At 43.4% G+C, this 17,640-nt stretch carries 15 protein-coding genes; 6 read left to right on the forward strand and 9 right to left on the reverse strand.

Annotated elements, in window-relative coordinates:
- Positions 1–33: 33 nt before the first annotated feature.
- Positions 34–849: a restriction endonuclease gene (locus tag QMA41_RS12955; RefSeq protein ID WP_281629868.1), complete on the reverse strand. Its 816-nt coding sequence runs from the start codon at positions 847–849 to the stop codon at positions 34–36.
- A 386-nt stretch (positions 850–1,235) separates the two neighbouring features.
- Between QMA41_RS12955 and QMA41_RS12960 the strand changes: the two genes are divergently transcribed.
- A complete protein-coding gene (locus QMA41_RS12960; RefSeq protein ID WP_082314660.1) occupies positions 1,236–2,156 on the forward strand; it encodes a DMT family transporter in 921 nt (306 codons plus the stop codon).
- On the opposite strand, the gene QMA41_RS12965 is transcribed toward QMA41_RS12960, so the two are convergent.
- The 6 genes from QMA41_RS12965 to QMA41_RS12990 form a co-directional block, all read right to left on the reverse strand.
- Entirely contained in the window at positions 2,113–3,426 is a 1,314-nt protein-coding gene (locus QMA41_RS12965) for a HAMP domain-containing sensor histidine kinase (RefSeq protein WP_281629869.1), read from the reverse strand. The genes QMA41_RS12960 and QMA41_RS12965 overlap by 44 nt on opposite strands.
- A complete protein-coding gene (locus QMA41_RS12970; protein ID WP_281629870.1) occupies positions 3,423–4,106 on the reverse strand; it encodes a response regulator transcription factor in 684 nt (227 codons plus the stop codon). Before QMA41_RS12970 ends, QMA41_RS12965 begins: the two co-directional genes overlap by 4 nt.
- Positions 4,107–4,197: 91 nt before the next feature.
- Positions 4,198–6,432: a cytochrome c peroxidase gene (locus QMA41_RS12975; protein WP_281629871.1), complete on the reverse strand. Its 2,235-nt coding sequence runs from the start codon at positions 6,430–6,432 to the stop codon at positions 4,198–4,200.
- 573 nt (positions 6,433–7,005) lie between these two features.
- A complete protein-coding gene (locus QMA41_RS12980) occupies positions 7,006–7,749 on the reverse strand; it encodes an SDR family oxidoreductase (RefSeq protein ID WP_281629872.1) in 744 nt (247 codons plus the stop codon).
- A gap of 248 nt (positions 7,750–7,997) precedes the next feature.
- A complete protein-coding gene (locus QMA41_RS12985) occupies positions 7,998–8,381 on the reverse strand; it encodes a VOC family protein (protein WP_281629873.1) in 384 nt (127 codons plus the stop codon).
- 10 nt (positions 8,382–8,391) lie between these two features.
- A complete protein-coding gene (locus tag QMA41_RS12990) occupies positions 8,392–9,318 on the reverse strand; it encodes a LysR family transcriptional regulator (protein ID WP_043011074.1) in 927 nt (308 codons plus the stop codon).
- A gap of 345 nt (positions 9,319–9,663) precedes the next feature.
- Between QMA41_RS12990 and QMA41_RS12995 the strand changes: the two genes are divergently transcribed.
- On the forward strand, positions 9,664–10,476 hold the full coding sequence (locus QMA41_RS12995) for a helix-turn-helix domain-containing protein (protein WP_040121439.1): 813 nt from the start codon (positions 9,664–9,666) through the stop codon (positions 10,474–10,476).
- Here the strand turns inward: QMA41_RS12995 and QMA41_RS13000 are convergent.
- Both QMA41_RS13000 and QMA41_RS13005 read right to left on the reverse strand, forming a co-directional pair.
- Positions 10,466–12,073 (reverse strand): response regulator, encoded by a 1,608-nt coding sequence (locus tag QMA41_RS13000; protein WP_281629874.1) that lies wholly within the window; start codon positions 12,071–12,073, stop codon positions 10,466–10,468. The two genes, QMA41_RS12995 and QMA41_RS13000, sit on opposite strands and share 11 nt — an antisense overlap.
- Positions 12,070–12,804, reverse strand: coding sequence for an EAL domain-containing protein (locus QMA41_RS13005; RefSeq protein WP_281629875.1), 735 nt, complete (start codon positions 12,802–12,804; stop codon positions 12,070–12,072). The genes QMA41_RS13000 and QMA41_RS13005 overlap by 4 nt, the downstream gene beginning before the upstream one ends.
- A 315-nt stretch (positions 12,805–13,119) precedes the next feature.
- On the opposite strand from QMA41_RS13005, the gene QMA41_RS13010 reads away from it, so the two are divergent.
- The 4 genes from QMA41_RS13010 (at position 13,120) to QMA41_RS13025 (ending at position 17,483) form a co-directional block, all read left to right on the forward strand.
- On the forward strand, positions 13,120–14,316 hold the full coding sequence (locus QMA41_RS13010) for a glycine C-acetyltransferase (protein ID WP_281629876.1): 1,197 nt from the start codon (positions 13,120–13,122) through the stop codon (positions 14,314–14,316).
- Positions 14,316–15,347, forward strand: coding sequence for an L-threonine 3-dehydrogenase (gene tdh, locus QMA41_RS13015; protein WP_281629877.1), 1,032 nt, complete (start codon positions 14,316–14,318; stop codon positions 15,345–15,347). The genes QMA41_RS13010 and tdh overlap by 1 nt, the downstream gene beginning before the upstream one ends.
- 337 nt (positions 15,348–15,684) lie before the next feature.
- Complete coding sequence (locus QMA41_RS13020; RefSeq protein ID WP_171375666.1) at positions 15,685–16,116, forward strand: BspA family leucine-rich repeat surface protein; 432 nt, start codon at positions 15,685–15,687, stop codon at positions 16,114–16,116.
- A 26-nt stretch (positions 16,117–16,142) separates the two neighbouring features.
- Complete coding sequence (locus QMA41_RS13025) at positions 16,143–17,483, forward strand: BspA family leucine-rich repeat surface protein (RefSeq protein ID WP_281629878.1); 1,341 nt, start codon at positions 16,143–16,145, stop codon at positions 17,481–17,483.
- Positions 17,484–17,640 lie beyond the last annotated feature (157 nt).

Genomic DNA, 17,640 nt, shown 5'->3' on the forward strand with positions numbered 1-17,640 from the left:
TATTCTTAATGCTATCAGCCACGTTTTTAATTGTTAGGTGTTTAAAGTAAATCGACATTTAGGAAAAGAGGAGCAGCCATAAAATTGCTTGCCTGAATTCTTGCCTTTCCTCGCAGTCCGGAGTACTAATTCTGACTGGAATTTAGGACACAGGACGCTATTTTCGTCCTGTTTTGATGGTTCGGATGACGAGCGGTCAATGAAGTAGCGTCCATCTTCTACCATGTTCACTAGTTCATCGCCGCAGATTAACCAAAAGCGTTTGTCTGCGGCAAATCGGATTGCTTCAGAAGTGAAGTGGCCGGAGGTTACGATGATCATCTGTTTGGCCTGATTAGCCAGCATAACACCGTACATTTCTCTCAGTACCTGAACGCCAACCTTTCTACTTTTCCAATGTTTACACTGTACTAAGCTCACGTCTCCATTTTTGGTAAGCCATATATCGACCCCATCGTCGGGTGCCGAAGAGAGTGCTTGTTTTACGTGATAACCCTGATGTTTAAAAAACTCTCCTATGTAACTCTCGAACTCAATCCAGCTCAAGTCATTTAATGCAGCAGTGGATCGTTGAGATTTAAGTTGTGCAGTGGTTCGGCTGTACCTCTGCTTTCTGTTACGTTGAGCAATCAATGAGATTGGAGCGGGTATCAGAAACAAAAAGCCAAACAAAGGCGCTAGATTTGGCAAGTTGGGTCCAATTGCATTCAGAATAAAGTTATCTGTGGATGCAAAGATTCTTGGTAAGACGCTGGCAAGTCCAAAATAGGTGATAAGAGACATTGTGACGCTGACCCACCAAGGTGCACTACACAAGTGAATCAGAATGCTGTCATTTCTTTTAGCCATAAGTTTATTAATGATTGTTGAAGTTTAAGAATATATTCAACCACATGCACTATTGTGTGTCTGGCTATAGCACGCACAAAAGCGCGATACATTGTTTTTCACACATTACTTTGAAGCTTGTATTGGATTGATTTATGTCTTTTGGTCGACATCTAAAGCGATGGTAATAATTAATATCCCTGTTAAAAACAATGATATTTCTGTGGTGTCATTATGTAGTATTTATTTCTAAATTATTCGATTATAAGAAATTAATTTCTCTATTTAAGACTATTTATAGATTTAAAGGCAAAAAATTTCTCTGGTGAACTCCGTATACTGTGCTACGTCATTAATGCTCTACAAGCAGATGATTTACAATAATTATTAAATGAGTAGTAGTCACCATGAATTCGAAGTCTCTAACTTTTCTGCTTTTTGTTTCTGTTTGCTTGATATGGGGAACCACTTGGTTCGCTATGGAAGTGGCGTTGCACTCTATTCCGCCGATTTTTGCTACCGCGTTACGCTTTCTACTTGCCGCTCCACTGTTAGCTGTACTGGCTAAAGTGTTTGGTCAACCATTACTGTTTCCGAAAGGTAAGGGGCAGTGGGTGATCATTGTAGCGCTGATGTACTTTGCGATTCCTTTTACTTTGATGATTTACGGGGAGCAATATATCTCCTCCGGTTTGGCTTCGATCATCTTTGCTAACATGCCAGTTGCAGTGATGTTGATGTCTGGTCTATTCCTTGGGTTACGACTCGCAAAGCACCAAGTCTTTGGGCTTCTTGCGGCGGTGATCAGCTTATGCTTAATATTGGGTAATGAAATGCAGATGGGTGGTTCGGACTACCTGATTGGTACTGCATCTCTAGGGTTGGCAGTTGCGATTCATGCGGTTATGTACGTGCTTGTGCAAAAGCATTGTAAGGACATCCAAGTACTTACCTACAATGCATTGCCGTGTTTGGTCGCTTCCATTTTATTGTTCGCCGTGTCTTCTATGGGTGAGCATGTTGATGTGCAATCCTTTACTTGGGATTCGATCTCTGCAGTTGTTTATTTAGGTTTGATAGCTAGCGTTGGCGGGATTGTCGCTTACTTTAAGCTTGGCCAGGTATCTACACCATTTCAGGCGTCAATCTGCTTTCTGATATTCCCTGTAGTTGCACTGTTTATTTCTGCATATATCAATGGTGAGATGTTGTCTCACCAATCACTGGCTCTGATGCTGCCCTTGCTGTGTGGCATTTTGTTGACGAAAGCACCTAAAACTTGGTTTAAAGTGCGCTTTGCTCGCAAAGAACGTCATCTAAACCTTTAGTCAACATAAGGTTTGGCTCCCCAATCGATAAAGATGCACGGCATTGGCCGTGTGTCTTTTCAAATCTGAAGCCCCACCTGAGTTGTCTACATAAGCGCTTAACAAGCATTAAACCAAGGCCAAAACCTGACTTGTCCGGATAGTGCTCGTAATAATCAGAGTACTCTTTGTTGATGATCTGAATGCTTCCTTGCTGCTGGATAATCGTAATTACACCTTCATGGGTGTGCTGTACGGCATTACGCAATAGATTGGAAGCTATCATCTGAATGGCTGCGTAAGGAAGGTTAGCTTTATAGCTATCGGTATGGATTTGAATTTCAATGTTTTTGGCTTGGGTTAAATAACTTAGGTTTTCTATTTCAGAATGCAGTACTGACGAGAGGGCAACAGATTGAGTGGTTAGCTGAGAATGCTCCGCTTTGTTGAGCCAAAGTAACGTGTCGCAGAGTTCAGCCATGCAGAGGCTCGCGTCCTTTATACGTTGCTTCGCATTGTGGCTCTTTTCTTCCCACTGTTTTTCGACTTTATCCATCAATTCTACACTGCTTCGAATAACCGCAATCGGTGTGCGCAGCTCATGGCTGGCGTAACGCACAAACTCCTGCTCACGTTTGAGCGAGGCTTCGGTTTTACGCAAGCTATCAAGAATAATCTGAGCAAGTGTATTTAACTCTTCATATTGGAAGTTTGGTGGTGCACTACTTATGTTGGTGGAATCCAGTTGTCTAGCCCACTGATAAAGGTGTTGAATGGGTTTAGTGGCTGAGTACATAAACATGAACAGCATCATTAGAAAGAAACTTAATGCGAAAGCACCGAAAAGAATGGCCTGAATTTCGGGTGTCTCAAACCAATTTTGCGGAGGAGCATTTGGTGGTTCTTTGAAATGATGAGCCACATAATGCACTTTACCATCAGGTTTCGTAATCAACATCACATACACGGATTCGGTTGGTCTTGATAACGGACTAGTTCGATCTGATTTATGGTGGATCTGGTTTGGGGAGAGCAGGTCACGATCGAAGTGGCGGCGAATTTCTATGGGTAACTGATGCCACTTTGAGGTTTTTATGAAACGCGGGCTTTGCTCAACGCTTTCCGACTCACTTTTGTGAGCAACCTCAAGCAGAGCGCCTTTTATCATGTTGTCGTGACTATTAAAAAAGTGCAGCAACCATAGCGTAGACATTAGTGTCACGAGAATGAGCGCAGTGGCAAATAGCATGGCGATCATAGAGTGCTTTAAGCTCGATATTTTAAATCTCATTGGCTCTCACTATCTGTATCCTGCAACTTAAATCCTTGTTTGTTTACTGATACAACGCAGACGCTGCTACTGTGTTGAGATAATGCTTTGCGCAGATAGTGGATGTGGACTTTGAGGGAGTTACTGTTAGGTGCTCGGTCTTCCCAGATTGCTAGGTTAAGAGATTGACGTGTGATTGAGTGCGGATAAGCACGAATCAAGTGTTCTAGGATAATTAGGCTGGTGGGAAGAAGCTTGATTGGTTGGTTGTCGATATACGCTTGATTTTCTTGGGTGCAGAATACGATATTGCCCGCTTTGAATCGGATCAGTTGACCACTTTTTCTGGTGGCTAGTGCTTTGGTTCTGGCGACCAATTCTGCCATAGCAAAGGGCTTGGCGAGGTAATCATCAGTACCCACCTTGAAACCTGTCAGTTTGTCTTCGAGTTGGCTTCGGGCGGTCAACATAATGATCGGAACTGCTACTCCTTGAGTGCGAAGTCGTTCACATACGCTAAAGCCATCGAGTCGAGGAATATTGACGTCTAGGATGATGACCTGATACTGATTTTTTTCGATCAGGTTGAGTGCTGTTTCGCCATTATTGGCGTAATCGCATGTGATGTTTTCGAGCTCTAGAAAATCAATGATATTACCCGCCAAGCGTGAATCATCTTCAACTAGTATTGTGTTGATCATAAGTTTCCAAATTGAGATTAGTAGAATGAGTGAAAGCCAAGCCATTAAATGGCTTAGCTGTAATTAACGTTACTGCCTAAAAAGCAATGCTTTATTGTTGTGTGGATATATCAAGTTGCAGCGATGTGCCCTGATTGAGTCCATCTCCAGCCGCAAGAATGAAGTACCAGCCGGGTATGGGTGAATCTATTCTCAGGTATTCGTTATTGTCTGCGCTGCGAGATGAAAACTCGAACTGGCTTGTACTTGGCCAATAAGGACCGACATATAAGTCGGTATTACCTGAACCGTGTCTTGTTCTGACTTCCAGAGTGCTATTGGGCTCTGTAACCTTGATGAAATAGTAATTGTCACCTTGTGCAGTGCAGACTGGAGTACCGCTTTGTAATTCTCCAAGTGAAACAGGAGAAGAGGTCACACATTCATCTGAGATTGCTTTGGGATGCTCACCAGGCTCTTTATTGGCACGGCGTGTACCCAAAGCGATAGAAACCCCTTGATATCCTTGCTGTGAGATGGCGCTGACGTAGTGACGGCCCTGATTAAGTGTGATGATAAGAACTTGTTCTGTACCTTCACCAATCGACTCCGCTAACGCATTCTGTTTGGAGGCCCAACTCGTAGGGTGGTAATAGAGTTTGAGATCGCCTTGACCGTCTCGGCTGCTCAGGTAAACAGTGGTGTTATCTTGTAGGACATCAAAGTAAAAGTGTTCCATTGAGCCAGCAATGCACTCACCTTGGTCTCTTGTCAGCTTCCCACCAGACTGAAGGGTTTCACCTTCGGAACACTTGGATGGCAGGTAAAGAGGAACCCCTTGATAGTTAATCGCTGCCAGTTGAAGCCCATCAGGATCGGATTCTTCTGGTTGAGGGATCCAAGCTTGCAAGCATTCCGCGCTTTTCACACAGGGATCGGTAAGTGCTTTCATAAAATTAACCAGATCGGTCTTCGATTGATCTGACAGGTTGAGCTTTTGCAAGACGGGGGCGCCATCTGCTATCTCATCGTCAATGATCTTCGCGGCTTTATCTGTGTTCTCTCTTGCGTCAGGAAACAAGCTGTTGCAATGTTCGATGTCTTTAAACTGAGGTTGTTCGCACCAGCCTAGCTCGTCAATATATTGGTCAAGTATTTGGTGATAATCGTCATAATGATCAATGACTTGTTCTAGAGTATCGTAGTTCCCTGCGTGCCCAAATGGACCAGTGACTTCAATGTTTAACAGGGTGCCTGAGCGAAAGCTGTAGATATCGGCTTCACTTTCGTTTCGATGGGCTCGACCTAAGTCATTTGTTTCCATACCTGGCTCTCCGGTTCCGGGGCCGATTTGCGGGAAGGCTAGGCGGTGATAGTTTGAGTCTTTGGTTTGACTGAAAGTGTCTGTGTTGTGGCAGCCAATGCATTGTGTGGGTAAAAAGTCGGGCTCATTCCCTCCATCAGATGGGGGAGGTGGCATGTACAAATACAGGTAGGCTCCACGCTTCTGCGACGTCGTAAGTGCAGACGAGTCACCTTTCACGTACTGGTTCCATGCGTTGTCGGTAAAGTTCATCGACTCTTGGTACGCAGAGAGTGCTCGAGTAATGTTGGCAAAGGTTACAAGCTCCTTAGGTGACTTATCGTCTCCGTAAACAGAAGCGAATTTCTCCAGCCACTGGTTTCGAAACAATTCGCCTTTGGCGTCGCCATAATCGCCAATTCTTGCCGCTAGATGCGCTCTCACGGCCTCATTAGATGCATCCTGCATGAAATCAAAACCACGCATTTCAGATGCAGTAACTGGTGGAAAGCGAGCTTGAGCGGCTAAAAGGGTATTTCCAGAATTTGGGTCAGCTTCACCAAATGCAACATCGGGAGTACTGATCCCTTTTGACGGATCAAGCCAGTCAACAAATTCGACACGAGCATCACGGAACAAACTGCGTTTGTATAAACCAGCGTTGAAGATCGTTGGCGTGTTGCGTGCTACATAGTATTCACCAGTGGTTGTTTTCCGACCAGGGCCGAGCACATTTTCATTTTCAGCCAGTGTCCCTACTGCGAGTGATAATCCGTCGCCCCCACCAAGGTAAGGGTGATGACAACTGGCGCAAGCAACGTCTTTGTTACCACTTAGTGCTTTGGAGAAAAATAAGAGTTTTCCTAATTTCACTTCTTTTGAATCTACACTGGGTATTTCAAAGCCTTTGTTTGGCTCGCCTGTGAGGCTGTGTTGCTCAATCAGCTTACGAAGTTCAGTATCCAGATCATCAGGAATTGGAATGGCCATCGCATGGGATGCCAGCCCCAAAGTTAGGGCCAGTAGACAAGCATGTTTTCTCATTGTTCTCTTCCATGTGTGCAGTATTGGCCGGATGTTAGGAAAGAGAGGGTTAAAAAGGGGTTAAAATGGCTGGAACCGAACGTCTTTTTTCTATGTGACTTTATTAAATTGGATGCATATCAAAGTTAAGCTGTGCTGAATCCCGCTGGGAGTAGGAAAGTTTGTGGTGTTTGGTGCTCGAAATCTTAATGAGTAAAAGGTATAACGTGGTTCTTGTTTCTCGTTGTCTTATGAGCCGTTCTATCGGCTATTCTCATGTTTAAGGAAGTACCTATGTTCATTGTTTATCGTCTTCTCAAATTGGCGGTTATTTGTGCCGTATTTTTCACCATTTATGATTTGATCGAAATGGGCAAGGTGACCTGGCCTATGCGCTTCTTTGGTTTTTAAACTATTCACCTCACTTGATTAAGGCGTCGATCAGATAGTTTATCGTCGTTCGAGATGCTTTGAGCTGTGTGAATGGCTCGCTTTAGCGGAAGAGCTAAAGCGAGTATTACAAATTGTCTACAGAAACTGCTCAGTCTTGAAATAGAGACTGCTTAGTGTAGAGGTAGTCAATGGTTATTGTCGCTACTGGCAGCTATAGCCTCCATCAATAGGTACTATAGAACCCGTCATGAAACTGTTTTGTTCAGACAGTAAATAGCAGGCCAAATTTGCCACTTCTTCTGGTCTTGCTATCCGTTTTATTGGCTGTGCGTGTTCTAATTGCTGTCTGATATCGGCATGCTTTTCCCCCGATAGCTGATGGAAGGTACATAGAGCTTTTTCAAGTAGGGGAGTCTCGATAGTTCCTGGACAAATGCAGTTCACTTGAATGTTGTACTGAGCATAATCAATCGCAGTACTTTTTGTTAACTGACCAATTGCACCTTTGGTTAGGCCATAAACAGAACTAGAACCTTTCCCTACAATTGATTGATCTGAACCCATTAGTAAGACTTTCCCACTTTTTTGCTTACGCATAACGGGAAGCACTTCTTTTAAAGTGTAAAAAACACCACCTATATTTGTTGAGATTACATTTTCGAATTCTTGTGGCTCTGTTTGCTCAAGGTTGGCAAACAAATGAATGCCAGCATTCGCGAAAAGTAAGTCGATCTGACCTTCTATCTTTAGGATTTCCGCGATAGCAGATTGTATTTGTTCATAATGTTTAACGTCACAAGGCACAAAGTGAGCGAGTGAGTCCTGTTGGCTCTGCACATCCAAGTTGTAAACCTTTGCTCCACGACTGATTAATTGCTCTGAAGTTGCGTGACCAATACCTGTTGAACCGCCTGTAACAATTGCCACTTTATTGTGAAAATCCATTTAGTGCACTCTCCCTTAGCTGTGAAAATAACGATTGCATAGAATTTAAAGCCTTTGGCTATCACCGGCTGATACTGCCTCATGGGAGAGACTATGAGACGTGATTAATATTTAAGTATTAATAATTACCTTTGAACATTGCAGTGGATAGGAGTGAGGAAGCTTAATTAAGTTATTTTCCGATATTTCTGTGATGAGACTCTATTGACTGAAACGAAACTTAAAAAGTTGCTACAACTAGCAATTGGCTATATCTGATAAATCTCAAGCGGCAACCCGTCTGGATCTTGGAAAAAAGTAAAGGCTTTACCAGTGAATTCATCAATGCGCACAGGCTCCACCTCAATCCCTTTGCTTTCGAGATAGCTTTTGACCTCTTCAACACTATCGACTTCAAAGGCGAGATGGCGAAGGCCTTGTGCTTCGGGGAAACTTGGTCTTTCTGGAGCCCCGGGAAAGCTGAACAGTTCAATTTGCGAACCATCTGGGAGCTCTAAATCGAGCTTGTAAGAACTTCTCGCCTTTCGGTAGTTTTCGGCTAGGATTTTTAACCCCAATATTTGGGTATAAAACTGCTTAGATACTGGGTAATCAGAGCAAATAATCGCAACGTGATGAATTTTATTAAACATAGGGTTCTCGTTATTTGCTAGCGAGTTTATCGCCTAATACTTGACTGATGTAATCAATAAAGACACGTAGGCGAGCGGGCATATATTTGGTTTGCGGGTACTGCATAGCGACTGCGCCATGGTAGTTACTTTTGATTGTCCAGTCGGAGAGAACAGGGACAACTTGTCTGTTTTCGATGGCTTCCGCGATAACAAAATCGTGGAAGATGCCAATACCGAGCGCATTTTTGACACCAGTGAGACGCATTTGTGAGTGGTTCACCGCATAGCGACCTGAGACCGTCATCGAATGGAATTCGTCGTCTTTAAAGAAGTCCCAGACATTATCTCGCTCAGTTTCGGCCAAATACAGGCAGTCATGATGTTGCAGATCAGTTGGGTGGGAAGGCATACCACGTTTATCTATGTATTCAGGACTGGCGCAAAGGACAAGGTTCGTTTTTCCAACTTCTTTAAGCACCAAGTTTTCATCAGGTTTATCAGTGAGTTTGAACGCGACATCGATCCCGTCTCTGAGTAGATCGATCTCGCCATCAGCGACACGTAGCTTCAGCTGAATGTCTGGATATTGCTGCAAAAACGGAACAACAAAAGGCTGCAAAACCGAGTTGAGGAAAGCTTCTGGTGCTGCAATGGTAAGAGAGCCTGTCGCTTGTTTGTGATCGGTTGTTGATAGCTCCCAAGCTTGCTGGGCGGCGTTTACCATCACAATTGCCTGATCATAAACCTGCTGCCCAGTGGGCGTGATAACGAGTTTTCGTGTCGTGCGCTCAAACAGCTTTACGGACAGGGCTGACTCAAGCCGAGTGATCAATTTACTCAGTGCGGAAGGGGTCACATCGAGCTTTTTTGCGGCAGCAGTAAAGCTACCCTCATCAACGATCAAAATGAAGGATGCAAGATCTGGGAGCAAAGCGATAAGTTTTGAATTAACCAAATTGAAACCGTGATATGTCTTTAAATTGAGAATTAAATCGGTTGTTAATGAATTGTTGAATCGATAAGGTGGCGAAATGTTAAACAGCAAGAGGTACTCAAAATGCAAGAACCAGGCTTTCTTCTTGACTTGGGCTCAATGATGCAAGATATCTTGCTGGCCGCGTTCGCTGTCGTATTGCTCACCATAGTCACCTTAGTGTTAGAAAAGTAACACGCGCATTCTTTTATGTCACCAAAACAGGCGGATAGGTTAGATGAACTAGCGCCTGTTTTGTGTTTCTGCGATGTCTCCAATGCATTTCCAGTATAAACTACACTAAAAATAAATTTCGGTAAGTTGGCGATGAATAAAGAAAATTTCAGCGAGCGTTTGAAGGAGCTACGAGAAGAGCGACAACTCTCTCAAGAAGAACTAGCAGATGTGCTTTCCAACTCACATCGCGCCTTTTCTGGTGTCAATCAGGTGATGATCAGTCAGTGGGAAAGGGGAAAAACCACGCCGAGCTTCGTCCGTCGCGTCGGTTTAGCGAGTTTCTTTCAAGTTGAGTACGATTTTTCCGTTGAAGAAATGTCTCAAGTAAAGTCGGCAACGAAACTGATGAATCGCCCCTTCAATTCAGACGTTGCCTATGACTACGAGATTACTCAGGTTGATACGTATAACTTTTCCTCTTTACCGGAAAAAGAACTGGCGTTGATACGCTCCATGCACGCAAAACTTTATGGTTTTGATTTTCTTGATACGACTCAGCGGTTTGGGTTTTCTCGGGAGGGTATCGTCGTGATTTGTTTCCGAAGTGAAGGGTTGTTGGTTGGGCACTTTGCTTACACGACAGAGGCCAATATGTTCCTCAGCTTGGGCGCTTCTAGCATTATTATTCGCCGGCAAATCTTCGATTATTTATCAAAGAACTTAGAAGATACGTTTGTCAGTTTCCCGACCATCGACCCTGCAATGAGCCAGTTTTTGTATGACTTGTACTTTGAGCCTTGCTGCCATCAGCACGGTTTTATCTTTTATCGTGCTGACATTAAGAAAGTCATTGAGAATCCTTTCTCTCAAACGATACAAAACAGACACGATGTCTACTTTAAGTACATTCGTTACCATGACCTGAAGCAAAAGAAGAAAAGTGTTGAGTTCCTTATAGGTTGATCTTAATTAATTCATACTCTGATCTCAGTCTCATCAGATCCGATGTAAGACCCAGTGATTCGTAGCTGTCTTTGAGAAAAGCAATACTCGACTCAATATGGGATATGATCTCTTTGGTTCTTTTCACTTTCCGTCGTTTCACTATGTCGGAGAGCTGAGATATGAATCCTTCATGATACCGAGTATTCAAAGGCGATGAGTGGGTCATTGACACCAATGCCGAGAGGTCGTCATCTCGATTGGTATCGTAATACAATTCCCTTTTGTCACTCATTTGAACTAATTGGCCAAGAATCTTTGAGGTTAAAATGGCCAGATAATCTTTCTCTATGAAACTCATCCTTTGTTGATAAAGCTTTTGGAGCTTCGAATATAAGCCTAATTGATAACAAGCAAGAGCCAAAAGTATCAGCACTAGATTATCTTTTGCATACAGCGCCTTATCAAAAAAGGTATCAACCCGTTGACCAGTCAGAAACAAGCTCTTCCTGTCGTAGTGTTTGAGAATATATACAAACAAAAAATAGAGCTGATGTTGCGATTCTTTGCTTGGCGCTATTTTGTTTAGATCATTGACTTCCAAGACTTTGTTTTTATTTTCAAAAGTACTACTTAGAGAGACGAGCCCCTGTAGGAATACAAGCAGACGCTTATCTAACAACGGGTTGGTTTTGTTACTGCGTATTAAATGACCAAGTGAATCTAAAGTTGCATCGTAGTCTAGTGCTAGCAGGTGTACGAGAGCGGCTTTAACGGACTTCTCATGGTCGTCATTCACTTTAGAGTAATGTGATAGCAGATACTGGTAATCGTCACCTTCAAGCTGACTTTCACTTAATACCCAATGGACTCTGGGGTGGTCTTTGAGTGACGTTGAGGTGTAAAGAATATCACTGATTTTTTGACTATCGTTTTGCAGGCTATAAAGCTCAATTAAGAGGACTGAAGGCCACTCCTGTTGAGCTCCAATAAATGGTTGGCAAAGCTCAACAGCTTCTTCAAAGCGGTCCAATTTAATGAGTGATAGGCAACGAAGACGAAGCATGTCGTTAGCGACTTTCGGGGGCAAGCCTTCGTCCTGTGTTAGTTCCAGCACATCATGATAACGCTTTTGAAAGTAGGCATTTTTAAGCGGTTTTAGCCGCAATGCTTTCTCCGTAATCTGCCCAAACTTAGACAGAAACTGATTGTAGTTGAAGGGCTTAGCAATGAATCCGTCAGGCAAAAATGCATCGATTTGACGAACTGTATCAATGTCTGTCGCGTTGTCAGTAATGATCAATGCGGTCAAGTGAGCGCGAACCTGCTCTTTCTCAAGGTATCGAAAGAATTCACGGCCTTGAGGTTGGCTCTTAAAATTGAAAGAACAAATAATGACGTCAAAGTATGAACCTGAATCTTTGCTCTCTCTTAGGTATTTCGCTGCAAGTTTGGTGTCGGAGGCATGAGTAATGTTTTTGTCATCGACCTTTAGTTGCATCAACATCTTTTTGATGCTTTGCGCAAATAGAGTGCTTTCATCAACCACTAAAACTCGAAACTGAGCGATAACATTTTGGTGCGGCAGTGGTACTGGGTTTGATGCTCGAATGATCATGCTGCAATCTGCCTTAGTTCGTGGATTCGTACTGGCTTTGAAAAATGAAAGCCCTGATAGGTATCAAACCCCAGATTGCGAATGTAAATTCGAGTGTCAGAATCTTCCACGCCCTCAGCAACAGAGGTGATGCCAAAGTCACGGCAGAATTGAAGAATGTTTTTGATGAGTGCAGCACTGCGCATCTCATTATTGTTGATAATGGAACGATCAAACTTTATCTCATCGATGTTCAGGCTGAGCACTTTGTTGAAGTTTGAATAGCCAGCGCCAAAATCGTCGATAGAGATTTTAATCCCCATTTGTTGAAAGGCGTCGATTTGCGGAGCAACTGATTCATCTAACTCTTCACTTTCACTCAGTTCAAAAGTCAGGCGTGAGGCTGGGAATGAAAATTCCCAAAGCAGTTCTCGGACGCGTTCGATGTTTTCTGGGTTAACGAGCACCTGATGGCTGATATTGATCGCTAAACCAATGTTCGCACCAATGCCTTTCACGTCTTTAAGAGATTGTTCCAAGACGATGAAAAATATCGCTTCTTCATAACCAAGCTCAAAAGCTCTCTCAATGAAGTGTGAAGGCAGATAGATGCCTTGGCCTGGAATATCGAGCCTGAACAGTGCTTCCACGCCTTGAATCTTTTCGAAGCTCGGTTCCACTTTTGGTTGATAAACGCATGTATGCCAACCGTTCGAAAAAGCGTCACGGATTAGCTGATCAGATAAGGTCATGTGCAATGCTCGTTAGTTAAAAGTTAAGGGCGGGCATTGTGAGGGCTTGTGATTTAACGCTCCATATCGTTTTCAGACAGAAATTTTCTATTTGATATGAAGCGCGAAATTTCATCACACAAAACATGGATTGTGATTGCTATCATAAAAATTCCTTATTTGTGCCTGTGATTCACCAATGTTTTTCCATCTGGTGGGATAATGAAAATTGCGTGCTTGAATTACACTTATAGCAACTTTTTACGCCTTCGAATTTGAAAACGAAGGTGATGAATAAGCAATGTGCTTAACATAATAACTAGGAAGGAATTTGAAATGTCTTCTGCATTCTACGAACAGATCAAACAACAGATTGAAGAAGTAAAGTCTGAAGGTCTTTACAAGTCAGAGCGCGTCATCACTTCTCAACAGCAAGCGGCTGTAAAAATCTCTACAGGCGAAGAAGTGCTTAACTTCTGTGCTAACAACTACCTTGGTCTTGCTAACCACCCTGAGCTAATTGAAGCGGGTAAAGCAGGCATGGATAAGCACGGCTTTGGTATGGCGTCTGTTCGTTTCATTTGTGGTACTCAAGACATCCATAAAGAGCTGGAGCAAAAGCTTTCTACGTTCCTTGGTAAAGAAGACACAATTCTATACACCTCTTGTTTTGACGCTAACGCTGGTTTGTTCGAAACGATTCTGGGCAAAGAAGACGCGATCATCTCTGACGCGCTTAACCACGCCTCAATCATCGATGGTGTTCGCCTGTGTAAAGCAATGCGCTTCCGTTACTCAAACAACAACATGGAAGAGCTTGAGCAGCAGCTAATCGCGGCTAAAGAAGCGGGCGCTCGTAACATCCTTATCGTTACAGACGGCGTATTCTCAATGGACGGCGTAGTGGCTAACCTGCCAGCTATCTGTGACCTTGCTGACAAGTACGGCGCACTCACTATGGTCGATGACTCTCACGCGGTGGGTTTCATGGGCAAAACAGGCGCAGGTACCCACGAATACCACGATGTCGTTGATCGCATCGACATCATCACAGGCACGCTAGGTAAAGCTATGGGCGGCGCTTCAGGTGGCTATACTTCAGGTAAAGCAGAAGTGATTGACTGGCTACGTCAGCGTTCTCGTCCATATCTGTTCTCAAACTCGGTAGCACCAGCCATCGTTAATGCTTCTATCCGAGTTCTTGATCTTCTAGAGCAAAGTGGTGACCTACGTGAGCGTCTATGGGAAAACGCAGCACATTTCCGCACTCGTATGGAAGCCGCTGGTTTCACTATGGGTGGCGCTGACCACGCGATCATTCCAATCATGCTTGGCGATGCGAAAGTTGCGGCTGAGTTTGCAGAGCGCGCCCTAGAAAAAGGCATTTACGTTATTGGCTTCTCTTTCCCAGTAGTACCAAAAGGCCAAGCACGTATTCGTACACAAATGTCTGCGGCACACTCGCGTGAGCAACTTGATCGCGCCATCGATGCCTTCATCGAAGTGGGTCGTGACATGGAGATCATTAAGTAATGAAAATTAAAGCGCTATCTAAGCTAAAGCCTGAAGAAGGCATCTGGATGACTGAGGTTGAAAAACCGAAAGTTGGCCATAACGACATTCTGATCAAAATTAAGAAAACCGCAATTTGTGGTACAGACGTTCATATCTACAACTGGGATGAGTGGTCTCAGAACACGATTCCTGTTCCTATGGTTGTTGGTCATGAATACGTAGGTGAAGTGGTTGCTATTGGTCAGGAAGTTCGCGGATTCGAAATCGGTGACCGTGTCTCTGGCGAAGGCCACATCACTTGTGGTCACTGTCGTAACTGTCGCGGCGGCCGTACTCACCTATGTCGTAATACCATTGGTGTGGGTGTAAACCGTGAAGGGGCATTCGCTGAATACCTAGTGATTCCAGCGTTTAACGCGTTCAAGATCCCTGAAGGTATCTCAGACGATCTAGCATCAATCTTTGACCCGTTCGGCAATGCTGTACACACGGCACTGTCTTTCGACCTTGTGGGTGAAGACGTACTGATCACAGGTGCTGGCCCAATCGGTATCATGGCGGCGGCAGTCGCTAGGCACGTAGGTGCTCGTCACGTTGTGATTACAGACGTGAACGAATACCGTCTTGAGCTTGCACGTAAAATGGGTGTGACGCGCGCAGTCAACGTTGCGGAAGAAAAACTTGAAGACGTAATGGAAGAGCTGGGCATGACAGAAGGCTTTGATGTGGGCCTTGAAATGTCAGGTGTTCAGGCGGCATTTAGCACCATGCTGAAGACAATGAACCACGGCGGCCGAATTGCACTGCTGGGCATTCCGCCATCAGACATGGGTATCGACTGGAACCAAGTGATCTTCAAAGGTCTGGTGATTAAAGGTATCTACGGCCGTGAGATGTTCGAAACTTGGTACAAGATGGCATCATTGATTCAATCGGGCTTGGATTTGACGCCAATCATCACTCACCACTTCAAGATTGACGATTTCCAAAAAGGCTTTGACGCAATGCGTAGCGGCCAATCAGGTAAAGTGATTCTTGACTGGGAATAATGGAATCTTGATTCTGAATAGTAAAAGGCGACAGGTTAACCTGTCGCCTTTTTTGTTATTTGAGCCACCTAATACTTCTTAGCCAATGTTCAATTTATATCAGTGAACTGTCTGGTTAGATAATGAACATATAGCGGGAAGGCTTTAAGTTAAATAAATAATAATAAAAACAATAGCTGTCGATAATAATTATTTAAATCAATAATATCTAAGAATATTATATTGAATGTCTCAATTAAAATTATTGGTATAAATAATAAAACAACCCTGACTTATATAATAATCAATTTATAAATATAATCGCACGCACTATTCATTGATAAGAAAAATATCTCAAATGCAATTAAAACTTATCGTGCTTGCGTGTGCGTTACTTAGCAGCGCCTCTTCCTTTGCTACAGAAAGTATCACCTGTGAATCGAACGCCCCGGGAACCGTGCTGATTGAAGAAGAAGAGTTGTTTGTGGTCGTGAATGACCAACTTATCCGCAACTCTGATTACTGGCAAAACTTCCTTGATGGCAATATCCAACTCTGCACCAGCCATGTCACGGATATGAGCCATTTATTTGCTAAAGACGAGTCCTTTAACCAAGACATCAGCCGATGGGATACGCGCCGCGTCATCAATATGGACGGCATGTTTTTAGGCGCTAAGCGCTTTGACCAAGATTTAACCGTTTGGGATGTTAGTAAAGTCAAACGACATACGGACTTTTCTAAAGACAGCGGCCTGTCTGAAAACGACCTTCCACGGTTTCCTCTATAACGTCTATTCAATTCTAGGAAAATACAATGAAACGTACACTTACGTCACTTTTCGTCGGCGCGTTAGCGCTCGCTGGCAACTCCGCTTTTGCCGCGGATATTTCGGTAAAATGCCCAGACCAAGCCGTCAACTCTGTGATGCTTGAGAACGGACAGGTATATATTGTGGTCGACAACACGCTTATCAGAGACAAGACCATGTTGGATTATCTTGAGCGCGGCCAGATCCGCTTTTGTACCACGCAAGTCACGGACATGACAAAGCCTTTTGGCGTTCGAGAATCCTTTAATGCCGATATCAGTGATTGGGATGTATCGAATGTAACGACTATGAATTGGCTGTTTTACAAAGCCAAAAAATTCAACCAGGATATTAGCCATTGGAATACTTCAAGCGTAACAAACATGCAGAGCATGTTTACAGAGGCTGAACAGTTCAATCAAGATATTGGCCATTGGGATACTTCGAGCGTAACAAACATGCGCGCCATGTTTCATTATGCTTACAAGTTTAACCAAGATATTGGCTATTGGGATACTTCGAGCGTAACAGACATGCGCAGTATGTTTTATTTCGCCAAGGCTTTTGACCAAAATATCGGTTACTGGGATACATCTAATGTAGTCTCCATGAGTTCGATGTTTGCATATACTCCTATGTTTAACCAAGATATTGGCCGTTGGGATACGTCAAAGGTACGTGATATGCGCGGTATGTTTAATGCGGCAAAAGCTTTTAATCATGATCTTTCTCAATGGGATACTTCCCAAATAACGAATATGTCTTGGATGTTCTCAAACGCAACTCTGTTTAATCAGAGCGTAGCCGATTGGGATACGTCAAATGTAATCGATATGTCCTATATGTTTTATAGTGCCAAAAGTTTCAATCAGGATATCGGTAATTGGGATACCTCCAAGGTCACCAAGATGAAATGGATGTTTAATGAAGCAGAGAGCTTCAATCAGGATATTGGTTGGTGGAATACATCGAATGTAACCGATATGTCGCGTATGTTCTCAAGGACGAAAGTCTTTGATCAGAACATTAGTCACTGGAACACATCTAAAGTGACGGATATGAGTTTCATGTTTGCTGTTGCAGAAAACTTCAATCAGGATATAAGCGACTGGGATACCTCAAGTGCAACTAATATGTCTTTTATGTTTTCTGGTGCCAAAAGCTTCAATCAAGATATAAGCAATTGGGTTACGTCCAAAGTCACCAATATGACATGGATGTTTAAGTCGGCAAAGGCATTTTCCCAAGACCTGACTAATTGGAATGTGAGCAATGTGACAGAGCACGCTGAGTTTGCTGTTGACAGTGCCTTAACAGAAGAGCAACTGCCTTACTTCGTTGATTGATCTCTGATACCTAGTGTTGCTCAAAAACCAGTGTTGGTGATACAACATTGGTTTTTGTTTTAGGGCAAGATCAAACTGGCAATGTTAGAAAGACAAAGGCAGCTTCCAGTGAAATTGATAAAACCATAATTTTCACTTCTTTTGTATCCGGTTCCAA

The sequence above is a fragment of the Vibrio sp. St2 genome (assembly GCF_947311885.1).
Classification (GTDB): Bacteria; Pseudomonadota; Gammaproteobacteria; order Enterobacterales; family Vibrionaceae; genus Vibrio; species Vibrio coralliilyticus.